A 19,554-nucleotide genomic window follows, 5' to 3' on the forward strand; every position below is an offset into this window, starting at 1 on the left:
AGATAGGCGCATTTGGGTGGAAATCCTTATCTTGCCTGCCGTAAAAAATTAAAATAATCGTTAATGAAAAAACTAATCTTGGTCGCTTCGGCTTTATGTTTTGGAGGATTGCAGGCGCAGAAGTCTCCGCACTATTATCAGCAGCACGCAAAGTATAAGATGGATATAGAGGTAGATGCAGAGAACTATACCTACACGGGGAAGCAGACGATTCAGTACACAAATAACTCCCCAGATGAGCTCTCTGTGGTTTATTTCCATCTGTATTGGAATGCTTTTAAGCCAGGCTCGATGATGGACGAAAGGGTGAAAAGCCAAGGAAAGAACGCCGATAAGAGATTGCAGGCAAATGGAGTGTCTAGGCTTTCCCTTATCCCAAAGGAGCAGGAAGGGAGGCAGAATATTCATTGGATAAAGCAGAACGGCACACCGCTTCGCTTTGAAGTGCAGGAGACGGTGATGAAAGTCTATCTCGATAAACCGATAAAGCCCAACACTACCACCTCGCTGAGTATGGAGTGGGAGGCTAATATCCCAATGCAAATCCGCCGCAGTGGGAGGAATAATTCCGAAGGTATCGATATGACGATGACGCAGTGGTATCCTAAAATTGCTGAATACGATTATGACGGCTGGGCAGCGTTTGACTATATCGGTAGGGAGTTTCATTCGCCGTTTGCAGATTTTGATGTGAGCATCAGGATAGATAAGGACTATGTCATAGGTGCCGGTGGCGAGCTCATTAACCCTGATGAGGTAAAGGGCTATTCTCCTACGGCTGAAATCAAGACTGATACATCGGGCAAGGCGGTATGGCGGTGGTCGGCAAAGAATATCCTCGATTTTGCTTGGTCAGCAGATAGAGACTACACCGTAGAGCAGTTCGATGTGTTGGACGGACCTAAAATCTACTATGTCTATCAGAAATCAGACAAAACGAAATATTGGGAGGAATCCAAACCTTATATCCAACGCTATTTCCAGATTATGAACAACACCTTCGGCAGGTATGCTTACCCAAGCTATGCCTTTATACAAGGGGGAGATGGCGGTATGGAGTACGGTATGTGCACAATGATGCTCGGTGAAGCGCGTAGCTTGGAGGGGCTCGTAGGGCTAATGGCACACGAGGGTGCGCATTCTTGGTATCAGCAGATGGTGGCAACCAATGAGGCGATGCGCCCGTGGCTAGACGAAGGCTTTACCAGCTACGCAGAGACCTATACGATGTATAACCTCTTCCCACCGAAAGAGCCTCAGCCCAATCCTTTCTCATCTACCCTAAATTCTTATATCCAATTTACCAAAACGGGGCAGGAAGCGCCAGCATCTTGGCTCGGCGATCATCACGACAGTGGCTCGGCATACAGCTACGCATCGTATGTGAAGGGCGAGCTCTACCTCGTGCAGCTCGGCTATATTATGGGTGAGAAAAACCTGTCTGCCGTGCTGAAAAATTATTTTAATGAATGGAGCCTGAAGCACCCAACCGATAGAGATTTCTTGCACATAGCCCAGAAAACCTCTTCTATGGACTTAAAATGGTTCCACCACTACTGGATTAATACCACCAAAACGATAGATTATGCCATTAAGAATGTAAGTTATTCAAATGAGGGCACCACCATAACCCTCGAGAATAAAGGCGGGATTCCTATGCCGATAGATTTTAGTGTATTGACTAAGGATAAAAAGATACTCAACTACCACATCCCCACCAACCTTACCCGCACTTGGAAAACCAGCGATATCTATGGCAACCATACGAGCTTGGACTATTGGGCTTGGACGAATAAGGAGTACACTTTTACTCTCCCGCTAAAAAAGTCTGAAATCTCCGTGCTCGGTATTGATTTCTCCCAAAGAATGGCCGATGTAAACCCAGAAAACAACTTCTTAGAACTGAAATAGCTCTATTGAGTTTGCTTTTTATACTTACGCCTCCTTTTGGGAGGTGTTTTTTTGTGGAGGGGTAGATGTTTATGGATTATAGTAGCAAAGCTAATAATAGATTTCCGATGAAAAATTTCGCTTATAATATACAAATTTTTATTAAAATATCAAGAATATTAGCAGATGACATTTATCTTGTCATAAAACTTGTTTTGTTACTATAAATAGGCTTATCTTAGTGGCACGAAAAAGATTATTAATTATTAACTATTTAAAATTTTAAAGACTATGAAAAAGTTTTATTCAATTTTGTCAGTGTTTGCTATTGGTGCAATGATGAGTGCTCAACAAATGCCAGCATTTGCAGGAGCAGACTTTGAAGACTGGTCTGCTTTTACAGGAGGGCTTAACAAGTATGGTGTAAAACATGCTGAGCAAGGAGTAGGTAGAGGTGTAGATGGTTCTGCTTCCCTACATATTAATAACTCTGATGGTAAGAAAAATGATTATGTATTTACTGCGAATGCACCGAAAGGGCTTCCTACTAAGGGAGAAGCGATTAGTTTTCAAATAAAAGGTACTTCAAATAAGTCTTTGTCCATAATGGTACATCATGGTGGTGGTAATTCTATCTTCAATCTTGAAAGTTTAATAGATGGTTCTAAAGATGAAGTGGAAATTGAAGCATCTTCAAAAAATGGATATACAGGTACGATTGATACCCAAGGAAAATGGGTGAAAGTTAAACTTAATCTCTCTGGTATTACTGATTTGAATACGGCAGAAGGGACTCAGTTCTTTATTGTTAAATTAGGTAAGGCAGGTACTTTTGATTTAGACTTAGACAACTTCGTCCTCCATAGTACTGAGCTTAGTACAGCAGAGCATAGCTATGCAAAAGTTGATTTTATTAAGAACACAATCGTAAGAGATAACCTATTCTTCTCTACAGATTCAGAGGTGAAAATCTTTAATACTGCTGGTCAATTGGTAAAAACAGCAAAAGTAGCTAAGGACGGTGCGCTTAATCTATCTTCTCTACCAAAAGGTGTTTATATTGTAGCAGGAGTAGTAAATGGTAAATCTGTTTCTCAGAAAATCGTTAAGGAGTAAGTTTGATATTTCATATTTTTAGATTGTTTTGAAACTCGCTATCGGCTTCCTATTAGGAAGCCGATAGCTTTTTTTAGTACTTATCTTTCCATTTTTTGGTGAGTTCATCTTTTATTTTCTTCTCGGTAGAGTTATTCCCTGGCTCGTAGAACCGAGTTCCAGAAATCTCTTCGGGGAGGAACTCCTGCTCGGTAAAGTTACCGTCATAGCTATGTGCATATTTATAATCCTTGCCATAGTTTAGGTCTTTCATCAGTTTGGTTGGTGCGTTTCTCAGGTGTAGGGGTACGGGGAGGTCTCCTGTTTTCTTCACAAAGGCAAGGGCTTCGTTGATCGCCTTATAGGTAGAGTTGCTCTTAGGTGAAACTGCCAAATACACCGCTGTTTCACTCAAAATAATCCGCGCTTCGGGGTTGCCAATAACATTTATCGCCTGGAAACAGTTGTTTGCTATTATCAGCGCATTAGGATTTGCCAGCCCTATATCCTCAGATGCGAGAATCAGCATTCGCCTTGCGATAAACTTAATGTCTTCTCCACCGTTCAGCATTCTCGCGAGCCAATACACCGCTGCATTCGGGTCGCTCCCTCGTATAGACTTTATAAAAGCAGAGATAATATCATAGTGCTGCTCACCATTTTTATCATAAACCGCCATTGTTTCTTGGAGTACGCTCAAAATATCCTCAGTTTTAATCTCCCGTTTGTGGCTGTTTTTGTATTGATTTAAAACCAATTCAATAGAATTGATAAGTTTTCTCGCATCTCCCCCAGAATACTGAATAAACGGCTGTTTATCTACGAGATTAAAGGAGGTTTGGTTGATTTCATTGAATTTTGATAAAGCAATACCTGCCACTTCTTCGAGTTTCTCATAGCTTAGGGCTTTTAGGATATAAACCTGAGAGCGGGAGAGCAGTGCAGAGACCACTTCAAAGCTCGGGTTTTCAGTGGTGGCACCAATAAGAATGAGCCACCCCTTTTCCACAGCGTGGAGCAGGGAATCTTGCTGAGATTTATTAAATCTGTGTATCTCGTCTATGAATAAAATAGGCGATTTCCCAGAGAAAAGGTTCTGTTTTTTCGCTTGCTCAATGACTTCCCTTACTTCCTTCACACCGCTGGATACCGCCGAGAGGTTAAAAAACTTCCGCCCAGATTTTTCAGCGATAATTTCAGACAGCGTAGTCTTCCCCGTACCGGGAGGTCCCCAAAAGATAAGCGAGTTCAGTGTATTGTTCTCAATCATCTTTCGGATGGGTGCGTTTTCTCCTGTCAGATGCTCTTGTCCGAGTACATCATCGAGGTTTTTGGGGCGTAAAATCTCAGCTAATGGGGTATTCATTTCGTCGGTTTAATGACTGCAAAAGTAAAGCATTTGCGCCAATATGTCATTAAATTAATTACCTTTGCGCGGCTATGAAAAAGGTTTTAAATCATATCATTCTCTTTCCTTTTCTCTTGCTGATTAAGGTATATCAGTGGGGGATTTCTCCTCTTCTGGGGCGTAACTGCCGTTATCAGCCCACCTGCTCGCACTATATGGCGGAGGCGCTTCGTACGCACGGGCTCTTCCGTGGGCTTTCTCTCGGGATTAATAGAATACTGAGGTGCCACCCTTGGGGAGGCAGTGGCTACGACCCCGTTCCGAAGAAAAAGCAGGCTACAAGCCGTAAGCAATAGACTATATGCAAGAATCACCTCAAATTCTGGTTTAAAGCGATTTTTTTTGATGAAGCTCTGAATGAATCTCCTTAAATTTAATATTCATTAGTCAAATTCTGACTATAATTTCATTAAAACACCCCTCCATTTATCAAATCATCAAAATTGGATTCTAAAATTACCGTACCGATGAGCTCTTCTGGACTGCCTGACTGGAGAGATTGGTCGGTGATGTACCAAATTTTATCGGTGAAGAACTTCGCGAGCCGCCAGTCGTGAGACGAAAAGAGGATGAGCTTGTGATATTCCTTTGCGAGCCTCCTTAGGAGCTTGAGGAGGGCGATTTTATTCTGCTCGTCAAGGTGAGTGGTGGGCTCGTCTAAGAGGATAACGGGGGAGTTTTGCACGATTGCCCTGCCGATAAACGCTTTTTGTAGATTGCCATCCGAGAGGTTTTGCAGCGGGCAGTACTTATACTCATCCAAACCGAGCAGGTGGATGGCTTTTGAGACCTCCGCCCTGTCCTCCTCGCTCAGCCTGATGTAGTAGGGATAATGGATGAACTTGCCGAGCGCAATAAGGTCGGTAGTGGTGTAAAATGCAGGGATTTCGTACTTGGAAAAGACCACCGCGATGTATTCCGCTACTTCCTGTGCCGAAAGCTCGGAGGTATCTCTGCCATCAATTGAAATTTTTCCGCTAAGGAGGGGGAGCTGGCTTAGAATCGTCTTGATGAGGGTGGTTTTCCCAGTGCCGTTATCGCCCATCATCAGGCAGACCTCGCCAAGCTCTAAGTCGGCATTGATGTTCCTAATGAGTGGCTGCCCATAGCCTACTTCTGCATTTTCCAAACTGAGAAATCCCATAGCTTAAACCTGTTCTTTATAGTTTTTTTCTACCACTCTGCGCTGCTCCTTCACTACATCGTAGATGAGGCTGAGGAGGTTCTGCACATTCTCTACTTCGGCGAGGTGTATTTCTTGTGCCTCTGCCTCATCGGGAGCTATTTCCCTTGCTCTCTGCTCTGCGAGGAGGGGAGTGAGCTTATCCTTAGGCTTTATTTTCCCTTGCTCGGGGTATTCTGCCTCTCCGAAGAAGGATAAAACCTTCTGAAACTCGAGTTCTATTTTGAGTTTCCAGTTGGTGATGTCTATTTCTTTGGTAACATCTTTATTCATCTTTGCATATTGAGACAAGGAGGCTATGTACGCCGTACTCAGGTGCGAGGTAGTTACAAACTGGTGGAGGGCTTCCATCTTGCTCTGCTGGTTTTTCGGGTCCGAGAGCATTCGCTGGAAGTTGGCAGAGAGATTGGCAAGGGCTATCATCGCGTCTTTCCTCTCCAGCCTGAATCTTTCATCATCAAATACGAGGGTTTCCAGCGCGCTCATCACTACATCAAAGTAGTTTTTATTGTAGCGCACGGATTTCTTCATCAGGTCTGCATTCTGGGTATGCTCCCAAACGGGCAGCACGAGGTAGGAGACGAGAAATGAGATAACGCCCCCTATAAAGGTATCAAACAGCCTGTCCTTAAAGATGACATCTACATTGCCGGGGTTCACGAAATTAAAGGTGAGGAAGATATAGACCGTCATAAAGAAAACTGCCGTAAAATACTTACTCCTAAGGAAAGTAAAGCAGATAATCATACTGGAAAGCAGCCACGCTAAAAGTACATTATGGTCATCTACAAAGTACAATAAGCCGTAGGAGAACACGCCACCCGCAATAGTCCCGTATAACCTCAGGAGGTTCCTGCTTTTGGTGATAGAGAATGAAGGTTTCAGAATCGCCAGAATGGTGATGAGTATCCAGTACGAATGCCCAAGGCTAAGCACATCTACAAACGAGAAAGCATAGCCTATCAGCAGGGCTAAGGTAAGCCTGATCGCGTGGCGAAAGTGTTGCGAATCTAGCGATATATTATTTTTGAGCACTTTGTAGCTGAGCTTTTCTTCCTTTGGGATAAACTTCCCGTAATCCAAGCCAGAAGAAAGGCTCTTCGCGAGCTTCTCGTCTTGGTAGAAGAAGTTATAAATCCCTTTTATATCCTTGGTTATATCATTTACTCTGATGAGAATATGCCTCAGCACGATGAAGTTTTTGTGGCTCCCGGCTTTCAGTTCGCGCTCTCGCATTGCGAAGTATTCTTTGTAGAGCTCGGCGTGTTTTTCATCCAAGTTGTGGAGGAGGCTCACCTTATTTCCCCCTTGGAGCGCGATGCCGATATTGGTCATCTCTTGGCAGAGGAGGAGGAGGAAGTCGTGTATCTTTGGGAGGAAGCCCGTCTCCCCAAAATCCTTCTGCATCGTTTCATAATCGCTCTCGGAAGTCATTAGCTTCTCGTGAAGCTCGAAAGAATTGAGGAGCATCAGCATCAAGAGACGGCTCGTGGTGGTAGATTCATTCACCAGCGTTCGGGTTTTGAATACCGTCTCTCGAGTGCCTTCCTGCAGCTCCTTAATCTGTATCTGCTTATTGATGAGCAGCCCATTAATCTTGGAAAAATTAGGATTTGGGAGGTATAATCTCGCTCGGATGCTAAGGAAATTCGCAAGCTCTATATAATTCTCACCAATCATCTGAGAGGCGAGCTTGTAGGGCTGAATTTTAGACACCACCAAAAAGATGAAAACAAACCAAAGCGAGCCTGCAAGGAAGATGAGAAGGTTCTTCCACAATGGTCCTTGTGCCAAGTGCGGGTCTATAAATATCGCCATTACGATGAGGGCGATGGAGCCTACCGACATCAGCCGCTGACCATACACGCCAATCAAGGTGAAGAACATCCCCAATACAAAAATAAGCAGGAAGACCAGCGGCACTATCTCCTTTACCAAACCCGAGAGTAAGGCGACAAAGAAAAAACTTACCACTGCGAAGAGCTGCGAATTTCTCCTCCTAATGAAAGGTCCGGGCAAGTCCGTAAGCCCCACAAAGCTCGTTGCCAATGGGAAGAGGAAATACTCCTTCAGCACTCCGAAGTAGGCAAGGACGATTGCTGGGACTACACACGCAAGCGTAATCCTCACCCCAGCATACACATACTGCCCCGTAGCAAATTTCTGTAACTCTGTCTTGTAATACATCTCATAGAAAATTTCTGCCCCCAATCTCTCCCCGCCTACTTAAAAGCCTGCCACCTCGGCACCGTTACTAAGAGCACTAACGAAAAGTAGAGGAAGAGGATAAAGACATCAAAATATAAAAACGAGGATAAAAAATAGCTGTTGAGCAAAAAATGCACAGCCACCGCTAATGGAAAAAGAAAAACGCCCAGCTTTCGGTACAGATAAATAAGCACCAGCGAGACTACCCAAAGAATATCCACTGCAAAAATAAGGTAGAAATACCCACTCGGGATATTGACCTCCCTACGCTGGACAAACTCTACCCCATCGAGGTTAAAAACCACAGTAGAGACCACAAAAGTGAAGACCAATGCCAATATAAAGCCAGTAGATTTCTTCGTTTCCATTTGGTGAAGCATTTAAAAATCGAACAAAAATACCAACTTCCATAAGATTGACAAAGAATAGGGGCTGTTTCCAATCATATTTTACCTATCTCCCGAGATGGCGAAGATGCCGTAGATAGGGGAGGAGAGAGAGGATGAGTGGGAGGAGGAGGTTGAGCCATTGCCAGTAGGTTTTTTCATCGTAGATGCGCTGTCTGTCGAGCAGTCGGGCTTCGATATTCCTGTTCCGAAGGGCGATGAGGTTGCTATCGTCAAGGAGGTAGTCAAGGGCATTTCTCAGGAACTGTTCGTTGCCGTAGTACTGGTCATTCATTATATCGTAGCCGAGTGGCATTGGTTGGTCTTTTATCACTTTATTTCGCCCTACATCTCCGTCGGAGATTAGAATCATTTTATTTTCTGAGCTTGTAGAGGCTTTGAAGTTGGGGAAAGATTTTCGCTCGCTTCGGGTAGCGTAGGCGGAGGGGAATTTCCCTTTTAATGAAACGGCGAAGATTTTCGGTGGGGTGGGGTGCTCCATCTGCCCGAGGGAGTCGGTGCGGATGATTTCATTGAGCGAGATAAGGTTGGGAACGGTCTTGAGGAAGGTTCTGTCGCTGGATTCAAAGAGGATTTCTTTTTTTATTCCTGCTCTTTGGAGGGTGTCTATGGCTGTGGGGAGCTCGAATTTCACGGGGTTGATGTTTCGGGTAATGGCACTGCTCCCTTCCGCTATTCCGAGAGGGAAATACGGCCAAAGGAAGGAGGAGTATTGTGGGTTGCCAGCGATCTGCCCTGTTTGTAGCCTTAGCAGTGCGGATTTCTTTAAGTCTTTTACCAAAGCGGAATTGATGCGCACCCCGTAGTTAAAGAAAAAGTCGGTCATATTAAGGTCTATCGGGTATGCCATTATTTCTTTGGATTGGAAGAGGGTGTCCATCTCGGCATTTACTGCGTCTATCATCCAGAGGGTTCTTCCGCCGTTCATAATGTATTGGTCGAGGATAACTTTCTCGCCATCGGTAAAGGGTTTTCGAGGTTTTGCAATGACTAATGCCTCTACTTTTTTGAGCGTAGGGAGGTCGTCTAAGGTGAGTTCTTTTTGATTCTTGGGGATGATGGGGCCAGCGTTATAGTTCTCAAGCGCCATATCCATAAATCCTTGAAATTCCTTTGGGCTTAGCTCGTCTTGATTAACGAGTATACCGATATTTTTCCTTTTCTCTTGGCTAATGTTCTTCATTGTGGAGATGAGGTTGTACTCGAGGTTCTCAATGGAGCGGTTGAGCTGGTCATCAGCGGAAATCCCCGTCTGCTGTACGATGAGGGGGATGGTAGCGCCTGCGCTTTTGTACTTCGCTACGGCATAGGGGAAGATAACGATTTCGGAGACTTTACCGTCCTTAGAGCTCGGCAAGATGGAGGGCTGCATACCCATTGCCATCAGAGTTTCCTGAGACATTTTCTTCTCTAATGGGTCTATAAACTCAAAATCTATATTCGGATTTATTCTTCGGAATTCTTCCAGCATAAAGCGGGTTTCGCTCTGCAGCTGTTTAAAGGAAGCGGGAAAGTTTCCCTCTAAATATACATCCACTTTCAATGGTTTTTTAATGCTTTTTAAAACCTTTACGGTGGAGGGAGAAAGGGTGTATCTTTTCTCTTGGGTAAGGTCTATCCTAAACTGAAAAATACCGATAGCCCCAAGAAAAATCAGGATGAGAAATATAAAGAATACGATGTTTTTTCTAAGCATTTGAATAAGTATTAATGATTAAAACTTGAGGCATTATTTCTTTTTTTCTACTAATAATACGGATGCACCTATCATCAGTGAGATAATGAAGAGGAAGTAGAAGATATCTCTGCTGTCTATAAGCCCACGAGTAAAGGCGATATAATGCTTGTAGAACCCTAAACTTTGCAGGAAGTAATCCACATTTCCGAGTAGGCGGTAGCTCGCCAGCTGCTCTACTCCGAAGAAGATGAAGAAGCACATAAATACCCCGAGCAGGTAAGCCATTATCTGGTTCCTCGCGATAGATGATGCCAAAAGCCCTACGGCGGAGAAAGCCCCTATCAGCATAATGAGCCCGAGATAGCTCCCTAAGGTAGCCCCAGCATCTAAGTTGCCCTCAGGCACACCGAGTACATATATAGTGTAGAGATACACCAGAGAGGGGAGTAGGCACATTATCCCGACCGTCCAAACTGAGAGAAATTTCCCGAGCACAATATCCCTAACCGATACAGGCTGTGCAAAGAGCCAGATTAAGGTGCCTTGCTGCTGCTCTTCGGCTATGGTTTTCATAGACAGAGCGGGGATGGTGAATAGCAATAGCCACGGCGCAAGCACGAAATAAGCCTGCAAGGAAGCCGTACCTATATCAAAAATATTAGAATCATTCTCAAAGAAAAAGAGAAATAGCGCTCCTAATATCCCAAAAACTCCAATGATAATAAAAGCAGTAAAGTTCCCAAAGCTCTCAAACAGCTCTTTCTTATAAATACTCAGCATATTTTTAATTCTTTTTCTTACGATTAACCTGTTTTACAATCATCATTATCACAAAAACTAAAGCGAAAAACCCGAGCAACAACTGCCATCCATAGTCAATTACCTGTTGCTTTAATATCACAGTGAAGACAATTAGAAAGAGTATAAAGGTGGCGATTTCATTGTATTGCCTCAGCTTGATATTCGGTGTTTGCAGGCTTTCCCCCTGAAGATTTTTTAGTTCTAAAACCTTTCTCCACGCCCAGTAGTGATAGCCAGCGAGGGCAATCAGTCCCGTTAGTTTCAGGTGGAACCAGGGCATTTTCATCAGTGTAGGGTTTAGCATTATCAGTATTAGTCCAAAGACGAGCATCAGTACGCCAGCAGGGGCGAGGATGATGTTCCACAAACGGCGAAGCATATAGATATATTGCTCGCGGAGGATGGTTTTCTTCTCCTGCGGAAAGCCTTCAGTATCTTTATAATAAACGAAAAGCCGAACGAGATAGAAAATCCCTGCGAAATAGCTCACCATAAAGATAATGTGCAATGCCTTGAAAATACTATATGCCATTAATGAAAATTAAGGTTGCAAAGATACCTAAAAAGGTACAAAGCCTCTGAATTTGTATCTTCGCCGAGTGAAAATTTAAAAGCGATGAAGAAAATTAGTTGGTTTGCTTTTGCAATGATATGGGGGAGTTTTACTGCCCAAACACTTGAAAATACAGCGAATCTGCAACCATTTTGGGATAAGCTCAATACAAGAAAATCGGTGAGCAGAGTGCTCTTTTTGGGTGATTCTCATATACAGTCAGGCTATATCTCTCAGGTTTTGAGGCGAAAGTTTCAGCAGGCGTATGGCAATGCAGGTAGGGGAGTGGTTTTTCCTTATCAGCTGGCAAATTCTAATGGTTCATTGGATTTTGTAGCCAGTTCAAACCAAGCGTGGCAGACTTTCCGTATGGTTTATGAGCAAGATGTATTCCCTCAAGTAGGAGCTTTGGGCTTTGTGATGGGAAATAATGCAGATTCGTTGATAGAAATGGATTTTAAAGACCCAGAAGACGCCTTTGATGAGGTGAGAATCTATAATGATGCGTCTCTAAACGGAGAGGCATTTAGTGTTTATGAAACCGAAAAGAGGCTGAGAGATTTTGTTAAAATTGAGAAAACTTTGCTCAATTATACGGTTCAAGAAGGGGAGACCTATCCCGAACTCGCAGCGAAATTTAATGTGGTAACCACTCGACTGGCTCAGCTCAATGGTGATAAAGTGAAAAACCCAAAGGCAGGAATGCTCATCAAAGCCGAGAGAGCAACGCCTGTGTATAATACAAATTTTGAAGAGGGGCTTAGGAAGATTGCCAGTCATCATTTTACAGGAATTGAAACGAGTTTTCGCTATCCAAAACCTACTCAGCACCTGCTTCTAAGACTCAATAGCAGTAAAGGAAATATCCTGTATGGTTTTCAGCTCCTCAAAAGCACGGCAAAATCTGGAGTAGTCTTTAATACAGTAGGGGTAAATGGCGCTACTTATGCCGATTTTTTGAAATATCCGCTTCAATTGAAGCAGCTCAAATCTACAATGCCAGATTTGGTAATGATTTCCTTAGGGACGAATGAAGGGATTAGCAGCATTACAAAGGAAGATTTTATAAAGAATGTGGGGAATCTCATTTCAGCACTTAGAGAGGAAAATAAAAACCTCTCAATCTTGCTCATTAGCCCTACCGATAATAATTTAAATCCCAAGAAAACTGCTGAAGTGGTAGATTGGATTAGCGAAGCCAGTCTAAAATATAATACAGCATTTCTCAATATGTATAAGGCAACAGGGGGTAGAGGCTACTTTACTAAAGCATTAAGCCAAAAGAAAGCAAGTGCAGATAAAGTTCATTTTTTGCAGGCGGGCTATGAAGAACAAGCAATGAAAATATGGAGAGCACTTGAGGAGTATGATGATAGATACAAGGTGATATGTGTGGATACCAACTAAAAGTTTTTTCTGCTTTTAAACTAAAATTGTATTTTTGCACCTCAAAATAAAAAGAAACAATGCCGAATATTAGCCTTCCAGATGGAAGTATCCGAGAATTTAAAGAAACTGTAACACCTTTAGAAGTAGCGCAATCTATAAGCGAGGGGCTTGCAAGAAATACCATCTCTGCTCTCGTAAATGGCAAGCAAGTGGAGGTAACTACCCCTATTACTGAAGATGCTACCGTACAGCTTCTTACTTGGAATGATGACCTCGGTAAAAAGGCATTTTGGCACTCTTCTGCACACCTTTTGGCACAGGCAATCTTAGCGTTTTATCCCAAAGCTAAACTTACCATAGGACCAGCTATTGACAGTGGTTTCTATTATGATGTAGATTTCGGCGATGAGACCCTCTCTGAGAAAGACTTTGAGAAGATTGAAAAAAAGATGATTGAAAATGCTAAAAAGAATTCTACTTTCAATCTCTATTCGGTTTCAAAGGCAGATGCTCTTAAAGAATATGCGGATAATCCTTATAAAACAGAGCTTATACAGAATCTGAATGATGGGGAGATTACTTTCTGCACCCACGATAATTTTACAGACCTCTGTCGTGGCGGGCATATCCCATCCACAGGGATTGTAAAAGCGGTTAAAATACTCAATGCAGCAGGTGCCTACTGGCGAGGAAATGAAAACAATCCGCAACTGACAAGGGTCTATGGTATTTCTTTTCCTAAACAAAAGGAACTTACAGAATATCTTGAGAGATTAGAAGAAGCAAAACGAAGAGACCACAGAAAACTCGGTAAGGAACTCGGGATTTTTGCTTTCTCAGAAAGAGTAGGAGCTGGGCTCCCTCTTTGGCTTCCAAAAGGTACAGCATTGAGAAAGAAACTTGAAAACTTCCTTTCTGCAGCACAGAAAAAAGCAGGTTATGAGTTTGTAATAACTCCACATATTGGGAATATAGAACTCTATAAAACCTCTGGGCATTATGAAAAATATGGAGCAGATAGCTTCCAGTCTATTAAAACTCCACACGAGGGAGAAGAGTTCCTTCTAAAACCGATGAACTGCCCTCACCACTGTGAGATATATAAGACAAGCCAGTGGTCGTACAAAGATTTGCCTAAGCGCTATGCAGAGTTTGGAACCGTGTATCGTTATGAGCAAAGTGGGGAGCTCCACGGGCTTACAAGAGTAAGAGGATTTACCCAAGATGATGCTCACCTTTTCTGTACTCCTGACCAGCTATTAGAAGAGTTTGAAGGAGTGATAGACTTGGTACTTTATGTATTTAGCTCATTAGGTTTTGCAGATTTTACTGCTCAAATCTCACTTAGGGATAAAGAGAACCGAGACAAATATATCGGTTCTGAGGAGAATTGGGAAAAAGCTGAAAGTGCAATTATTACCGCAGCAGCTAATAAAGGCCTGAAAACTGTGGTAGAATATGGCGAAGCTGCTTTCTATGGTCCTAAACTCGACTTTATGGTAAAAGATGCCTTAGGCAGAAGTTGGCAGCTTGGGACTATTCAAGTGGATTATAATCTCCCAGAGCGTTTTGACCTTACTTATGTAGGTAGTGATAATGAAAAGCATAGACCGATTATGATACACCGAGCGCCGTTTGGCTCTATGGAAAGGTTTATTGCAATTCTTATAGAGAATACAGCGGGAGATTTCCCTCTTTGGCTAAGCCCAGAGCAGTATATTGTGCTTCCAATTAGTGAAAAATATGCAGATTATGCTAAAAAAGTTTCTCAATTATTAGAAATTAACGATATTAGCGGCCTCGTAGACGAAAGAAACGAAAAAACAGGCAAGAAAATCCGAGATGCAGAGTTGAGAAAAATTCCTTTTATGCTTGTTGTAGGTGAGAAGGAGGAGCAGGAAGGAAGCGTTTCTGTAAGAAGAAGAGGAGAAGGAGATTTAGGCTCAATGAAGCTCGATGACTTTGTTCAGTACTTTAAAAAAGAAGTAGATACAGGAATAGAGTTCGGGGAAAAAGATTTGAATTAACTTTAAAATTATAATACAATAGCACAGAAATTTAGTGGCAGGGGTAGAGGGCCGATGCGCCGTCCCGTGCAAGAAGATTTACACCAGATAAACGAAAAGATTAAAGCGAAAGAAGTTCGTTTGGTCGGTGATAATGTAGAGCCAGGAGTTTATCCAATTGAGAAAGCAAGGCAGATAGCCCAAGAGCAGGAATTGGATTTGGTTGTAATTTCAGATAAAGCAGAGCCTTTCGTAGCTCGTGTTTTGGATTACAAGAAGTTCCTTTATGAACAAAAGAAAAAACAAAAGGAGCTGAAAGCTAAGCAAGTTAAGGTTGTTGTAAAAGAAATTCGTTTCGGGCCTCAGACGGATGACCACGATTATGAGTTTAAGAAAAAACACGCAGAAAAGTTCCTTGAAGAGGGTTCTAAGCTCAAAACCTATGTGTTTTTTAAAGGGCGTTCTATTATTTTCAAAGACCAAGGGGAGATTCTCTTGCTTCGTTTAGCTCAAGATTTAGAGAATGTAGGGAAAGTAGACCAAATGCCTAAACTCGAAGGTAAGAGGATGATAATGATGATGAGCCCAAAGAAAGCAAAGTAAAATAAAAAGGATAATCATTTCATTCCTTATTATTTTTTTAAGTATATCGCTATAACAGACATAAAAAGAATATTGATAACAAATATTAAAAGCAAACAAAAATGCCAAAGTTAAAAACTAAATCAGGTGCTAAGAAGCGTTTTGCTCTTACCGGAACAGGAAAGATCAAAAGAAAAAATGCTTTCAAAAGCCACATTTTGACTAAAAAAGAAACCAAGCAAAAGAGAAATCTTACGCAAACTTCTTATGTCGCTTCTGTGGATACAAAGAGCGTTTTGAGACAATTAGCAATTAAGTAGTTTTTATAAATCGGTTCGGTTTATAAGAATTTAAAGTGTAAAATTCAACAAAAGAAAGTTTAACCCTGAAAAGGCGCCCCTAAGAGAATGAAAAAATACAGTTCCGCCCTTTTCAAAAAAACAATTAAATTATGCCAAGATCAGTAAATGCTGTAGCGTCCAGAGCACGCAGAAAAAAAGTTTTGAAGCAAGCCAAAGGTTTCTTCGGTAGAAGAAAAAATGTTTGGACTGTAGCTAAAAACGCCGTAGAAAAAGCAATGCAATATGCTTACCGCGGTAGAAAAGAGAAAAAAAGAAATTTCAGAGCCTTGTGGATTGCAAGAATCAATGCAGGTACAAGAGCACACGGAATCTCTTACTCTCAGTTTATGGGAGCTCTTAAAAAGAACAACATCGAGCTCAATAGAAAGGTTCTTGCAGACCTCGCAATGAATCATCCTGAGGCTTTTAAAGCTGTTGTAGATCAAGTTAAATAATGTAAAACTGTTTTGTTATCAATAGAAAAGCTCAGTTCTCTGGGCTTTTTTTATGCCTTTTTTTCAGTAGATTTGCAACCCTAAAATAAGAAAATGAACCAAGAGCTTACCGAGACCACTACCACTCAGCAGAATCATAAAACCTCCACTTGGGCTATCATCAGGCAGCTGTTTGGGATAGGAATGAAGCTCAGAGCTTGGTTTATTTTAGCCCTCACCCTATCTGTTGCGCTCTCGCTCGTATCCACTTACCGCCCTTATCTCAGTATGAGAATTGTAGATGAAGACATCATCAAGCTACAAGATAAGGAGCTTATGCTTACCCACATCTATCTCTTCGTAGGTTTGGTCTTTTTGGAGACGGTGCTCAACTTTTTCCTCGTCTATTTCTCCAACTTTATCTCCCAAAATGTCATCCGAGATATCAGGGAAAGGCTCTTCAAGAAGCTCATCTATTTCCGTACAGCTTTCTTTGATAAAACCCCAATCGGCCAGCTCGTAACCCGTGCCGTAGGCGATGTAGAGACCATATCCACAGTATATACCGACGGATTTCTAATGGTTTTTGGTGATATCCTCCGCATCATTTTCGTGCTTGTGATGATGTTCGCCGTAAATGCTCATCTCAGCTATATCTCGCTCGCTATCTTGCCTCTAATGGTATTCATCACCCGATTATTCCAGAAAAAATTAAAAAAAGCCTTTGGCGATGAAAGGGGGTGGACGGCCACTCAGAACTCCTTCGTGCAGGAAAGGCTCGCAGGGATGCCCATCATCCAGGTTTTTGGCAGGCAGGAAGCTGAGTTTAAGAAGTTTGATTCCATCAATCAGAGCCTCAAAGCTGCCCTCCTCCGCACCGTCTTCATCTTCTCGTTATTTTTCCCAACGGTCGAGCTCATCTCGTCCCTGTTCATCGGTTTTGTGCTGGTGTATGGCGGTTATATCACGATAACGGCAGGGGAGGTCATCGCCTTCATCCAGTTTATCAATATGCTCATCCGCCCTTTAAGGCAGATAGCCGACAGGTTTAATAACATCCAGCGCGGCATCGTAGGGGCAGAGCGAGTGCTCGGAATAATGGAAGAAAACGAGGTGATAGAGAACCTCGGCACAGTGGTTAAGGACAATTTTGATGGGAAGATAGAGTTTAAGTCCGTGCATTTCTCCTACGATGACAAGCAGGAAGTGCTCAAAGGCATTGATTTTACCGTGAGCCCAGGCGAGACCGTTGCGATTATCGGTGAGACGGGTGCCGGCAAATCTACCATCATCAGCCTGATTCCCAGACTTTATGAAATACAAAAAGGTCAGATTCTCATCGATGATATTGAGGTGAGAAGCTACGAACTCCAGCATTTGAGGCAGAATATCGGGGCGGTTCTCCAAGATGTTTTCCTGTTTCACGGCAGTATTCTCGAGAATATTTGTTTTGGGAATGAGGATATTAGCCTTGAAAAAATAAAAGAAGCGGCAAGAGAAATCGGGATAGACAGTTTTATAGAGCAGCTCCCTGGCGGGTATGATTATGTGGTGAGCGAGCGCGGCTCGTCCCTCTCGCTTGGGCAGCGCCAGCTCATTTCCTTTATGAGGGCATACCTTTCTGACCCGAAAATCCTGATTCTGGACGAGGCAACCTCCTCCATAGACACCGAAAGTGAGCGGCTGATACAGCGGGCAACCGAGAAAATCACGCAGAACCGTACGGCAATCATCATTGCACACCGCCTCTCTACGATAGAGAATGCGGACAAAATTATCGTGATGGAGCAGGGGAGAATCGTGGAAATTCGCTATCCTCGCTCGTGAGCGGCGCTGCTTTTTCAAGGCTGAAATTTAGCCTTTAATACTGCTACTCTTTTGTAGGCTTATGGTAATGAGCTGTGAGAAAGAATCTAAAATTTATTTGTATTTTTTCATTCCTCCTAATGAGTTGGGAAATTTGTGTGTATAATTTTATACGCTCTTAATCGGGAAGAAGGCGAGAAAAAATAAGCACCTTATTAGGTGCTTTTATATTTTAAATTCTGATTATTTTCCAATTTTGGCAGAGAGTTCTTTTACATACTTTTTTACTTGCTTGTCCATCTCTTCAAGGTCTTTTATAGTCTCGCAGGCGTGCATCACGGTGGCATGGTCTCTACCACCTGTCTCGTCGCCAATCCTTTTAAATGTAGCATTGGTTAACTTCTTTGCGAAGTACATAGACAGCTGACGGGGTAGGGCAATTTCTCTTTTTCTCGATTTTGAGATGAGTTTTTCCCTATCGAGCCCGAAGTATTCGCAGACTACATTCTGAATATAAGGGATATTGACGATTTTCTTCTGATTGGTCGTTATTTTATTGATGGTCTCTTTTAGCAGGTCGAGGCTCAGGTCAGATTTATAGACGGTGGAGTGTGCTATGACTGAATTAATCACTCCGATGAGCTCTCTCACATTAGAATTGACTTCACCAGCCAGAAAATCCACCATATCATCAGTGAGGACAATGCCGTCTCTGTTCAGCTTCTCGGTAATGATTTTCCTCCTTGTATCAAAGTCTGGAGATTTAATTTCAGCAGAAAGCCCCCATTTAAAACGGGAAACGATGCGCTCCTGTATGTCCTGTATATCTGCCGGTGCTTTATCTGAGGTGAGGATGATCTGCTTATCATTCTGATGCAGATAGTCAAAAATATGGAAGAAACTCTCCTGTGTAGCCTCTTTCCCAGAGAGGAACTGTATATCATCTATGATGAGTACGTCAATCATCTGGAAGAAGTTGTGGAAAGCTGCCTTATTCTGCTCCTTTGCTGCTTTTACGAACTGCTGGGTAAATTTCTCACAAGACAGATAATGCACCACTTTATCTGGATGAAGGCTCTTTACCTCCAAGCCAATAGCGTGGGCGAGGTGAGTTTTTCCTACCCCTACTCCTCCATAGATGAACATTGGGTTAAAAGCCGTAGAGCCAGGTCTGTGGGAGATGGATTTCGCTACATTGGTTGCGAGTTTATTACTCTCGCCCTCTACATAATTACTGAAAGAAAGGCTCGGGATAAGGTTAGATTCTATATTTACCTTTTTTATTCCTGGTGCTATAAAAGCATTTACGGGATTTTTTACCTTGGGAGAAGCCTGTTGTACCTTGGGCGATTGTACAGAATTTCCTTTCATATTCTGTACTACTGGTTTTTTATTTCCCGAAGGTTTATTCTCCATTACCGAATACCAAAGTTTCACCCCTTTCCCGATGTGCTTTCGGAGTGCCGCCGAGAGTAGTGAGAGGTAATTATCCTCTATATATTCTTTATAGAAGTCACTTGGCACGAGTAGGGTGAGGTTATGGTTTATCAAAGATATAGGTTCTACTTTTTCAAAAAGTAGATTAAAGTTTTTAGCTAATTTTTCAGGATCTTTCCCTTCCATTGCATTCAGATTGTCCTTCATAAATTGGAGACACTTTTCCCATATCAATGACAACTCTTGATTCATATTGTACTCGCTTTGAAAAATTTATCGGGTTAGAACTTATTGATGAAACTCAACCCTGCAAATATGAAACTTTAATTGTGGAAA

17 protein-coding genes are annotated in these 19,554 nt (G+C 42.5%); 9 read left to right on the plus strand and 8 right to left on the minus strand.

All coding sequences use genetic code 11. The features are described from left to right. Window positions 1–63: 63 nt before the first annotated feature. Both D8991_RS04065 and D8991_RS04070 read left to right on the plus strand, forming a co-directional pair. Window positions 64–1,911, plus strand: coding sequence for a M1 family metallopeptidase (locus D8991_RS04065; protein WP_120488902.1), 1,848 nt, complete (start codon window positions 64–66; stop codon window positions 1,909–1,911). Between the two features lie 270 nt (window positions 1,912–2,181). Beyond that, window positions 2,182–3,006 (plus strand): T9SS type A sorting domain-containing protein, encoded by an 825-nt coding sequence (locus D8991_RS04070; protein ID WP_120488903.1) that lies wholly within the window; start codon window positions 2,182–2,184, stop codon window positions 3,004–3,006. A 73-nt stretch (window positions 3,007–3,079) separates the two neighbouring features. Here the strand turns inward: D8991_RS04070 and D8991_RS04075 are convergent, their stop codons facing one another. After that, window positions 3,080–4,351 carry a replication-associated recombination protein A gene (locus D8991_RS04075; RefSeq protein WP_120488904.1) on the minus strand — a complete coding sequence of 424 codons (1,272 nt, stop codon included), beginning with the start codon at window positions 4,349–4,351 and terminating at the stop codon, window positions 3,080–3,082. Between the two features lie 74 nt (window positions 4,352–4,425). Here D8991_RS04075 and yidD point away from each other — a divergent pair, with 74 nt between their 5' ends. Further along, on the plus strand, window positions 4,426–4,689 hold the full coding sequence (yidD, locus tag D8991_RS04080) for a membrane protein insertion efficiency factor YidD (RefSeq protein WP_120488905.1): 264 nt from the start codon (window positions 4,426–4,428) through the stop codon (window positions 4,687–4,689). A gap of 113 nt (window positions 4,690–4,802) precedes the next feature. Here yidD and D8991_RS04085 read toward each other — a convergent pair whose 3' ends face one another. From D8991_RS04085 to D8991_RS04110, 6 genes are all read right to left on the minus strand, one after another. Then, window positions 4,803–5,537 carry an ABC transporter ATP-binding protein gene (locus D8991_RS04085; protein ID WP_120488906.1) on the minus strand — a complete coding sequence of 245 codons (735 nt, stop codon included), beginning with the start codon at window positions 5,535–5,537 and terminating at the stop codon, window positions 4,803–4,805. Window positions 5,538–5,540: 3 nt separating this feature from the next. Next, complete coding sequence (locus D8991_RS04090; RefSeq protein ID WP_120489690.1) at window positions 5,541–7,763, minus strand: FUSC family protein; 2,223 nt, start codon at window positions 7,761–7,763, stop codon at window positions 5,541–5,543. Between the two features lie 35 nt (window positions 7,764–7,798). Next, window positions 7,799–8,152 (minus strand): hypothetical protein, encoded by a 354-nt coding sequence (locus tag D8991_RS04095; RefSeq protein ID WP_120488907.1) that lies wholly within the window; start codon window positions 8,150–8,152, stop codon window positions 7,799–7,801. Between the two features lie 85 nt (window positions 8,153–8,237). Beyond that, window positions 8,238–9,887, minus strand: a complete 1,650-nt coding sequence (gene gldG, locus D8991_RS04100) for a gliding motility-associated ABC transporter substrate-binding protein GldG (RefSeq protein ID WP_120488908.1) — start codon at window positions 9,885–9,887, stop codon at window positions 8,238–8,240. Between the two features lie 33 nt (window positions 9,888–9,920). Continuing rightward, entirely contained in the window at window positions 9,921–10,649 is a 729-nt protein-coding gene (locus D8991_RS04105) for an ABC transporter permease subunit (protein WP_120488909.1), read from the minus strand. 4 nt (window positions 10,650–10,653) lie between these two features. Continuing rightward, on the minus strand, window positions 10,654–11,202 hold the full coding sequence (locus D8991_RS04110; RefSeq protein ID WP_120488910.1) for a CopD family protein: 549 nt from the start codon (window positions 11,200–11,202) through the stop codon (window positions 10,654–10,656). Window positions 11,203–11,286: 84 nt separating this feature from the next. Between D8991_RS04110 and D8991_RS04115 the strand changes: the two genes are divergently transcribed. The 6 genes from D8991_RS04115 to D8991_RS04140 all read left to right on the plus strand — a co-directional run bounded on the left by D8991_RS04115 (window position 11,287) and on the right by D8991_RS04140 (window position 17,802). Next, the gene (locus tag D8991_RS04115) at window positions 11,287–12,630 is read left to right on the plus strand and encodes a GDSL-type esterase/lipase family protein (RefSeq protein WP_120488911.1); all 1,344 of its coding nucleotides are present in this window, start codon (window positions 11,287–11,289) and stop codon (window positions 12,628–12,630) included. A 59-nt stretch (window positions 12,631–12,689) separates the two neighbouring features. Then, complete coding sequence (gene thrS, locus D8991_RS04120) at window positions 12,690–14,639, plus strand: threonine--tRNA ligase (protein ID WP_120488912.1); 1,950 nt, start codon at window positions 12,690–12,692, stop codon at window positions 14,637–14,639. Between the two features lie 54 nt (window positions 14,640–14,693). Then, complete coding sequence (gene infC, locus D8991_RS04125) at window positions 14,694–15,221, plus strand: translation initiation factor IF-3 (RefSeq protein WP_120488913.1); 528 nt, start codon at window positions 14,694–14,696, stop codon at window positions 15,219–15,221. Window positions 15,222–15,322: 101 nt separating this feature from the next. Continuing rightward, window positions 15,323–15,520, plus strand: coding sequence for a 50S ribosomal protein L35 (gene rpmI / locus D8991_RS04130; RefSeq protein ID WP_120488914.1), 198 nt, complete (start codon window positions 15,323–15,325; stop codon window positions 15,518–15,520). A gap of 131 nt (window positions 15,521–15,651) precedes the next feature. Beyond that, a complete protein-coding gene (gene rplT / locus D8991_RS04135; protein WP_120488915.1) occupies window positions 15,652–15,996 on the plus strand; it encodes a 50S ribosomal protein L20 in 345 nt (114 codons plus the stop codon). Window positions 15,997–16,179: 183 nt separating this feature from the next. Beyond that, window positions 16,180–17,802 (plus strand): ABC transporter ATP-binding protein, encoded by a 1,623-nt coding sequence (locus tag D8991_RS04140; protein ID WP_374210831.1) that lies wholly within the window; start codon window positions 16,180–16,182, stop codon window positions 17,800–17,802. Window positions 17,803–18,024: 222 nt separating this feature from the next. Here D8991_RS04140 and dnaA read toward each other — a convergent pair whose 3' ends face one another. Next, window positions 18,025–19,470, minus strand: a complete 1,446-nt coding sequence (dnaA, locus tag D8991_RS04145) for a chromosomal replication initiator protein DnaA (protein ID WP_120488917.1) — start codon at window positions 19,468–19,470, stop codon at window positions 18,025–18,027. Window positions 19,471–19,554: the final 84 nt, after the last annotated feature.

Origin of the sequence: Bergeyella cardium, from assembly GCF_003614945.1 — a bacterium.
Classification (GTDB): domain Bacteria; phylum Bacteroidota; class Bacteroidia; order Flavobacteriales; family Weeksellaceae; genus Bergeyella_A; species Bergeyella_A cardium.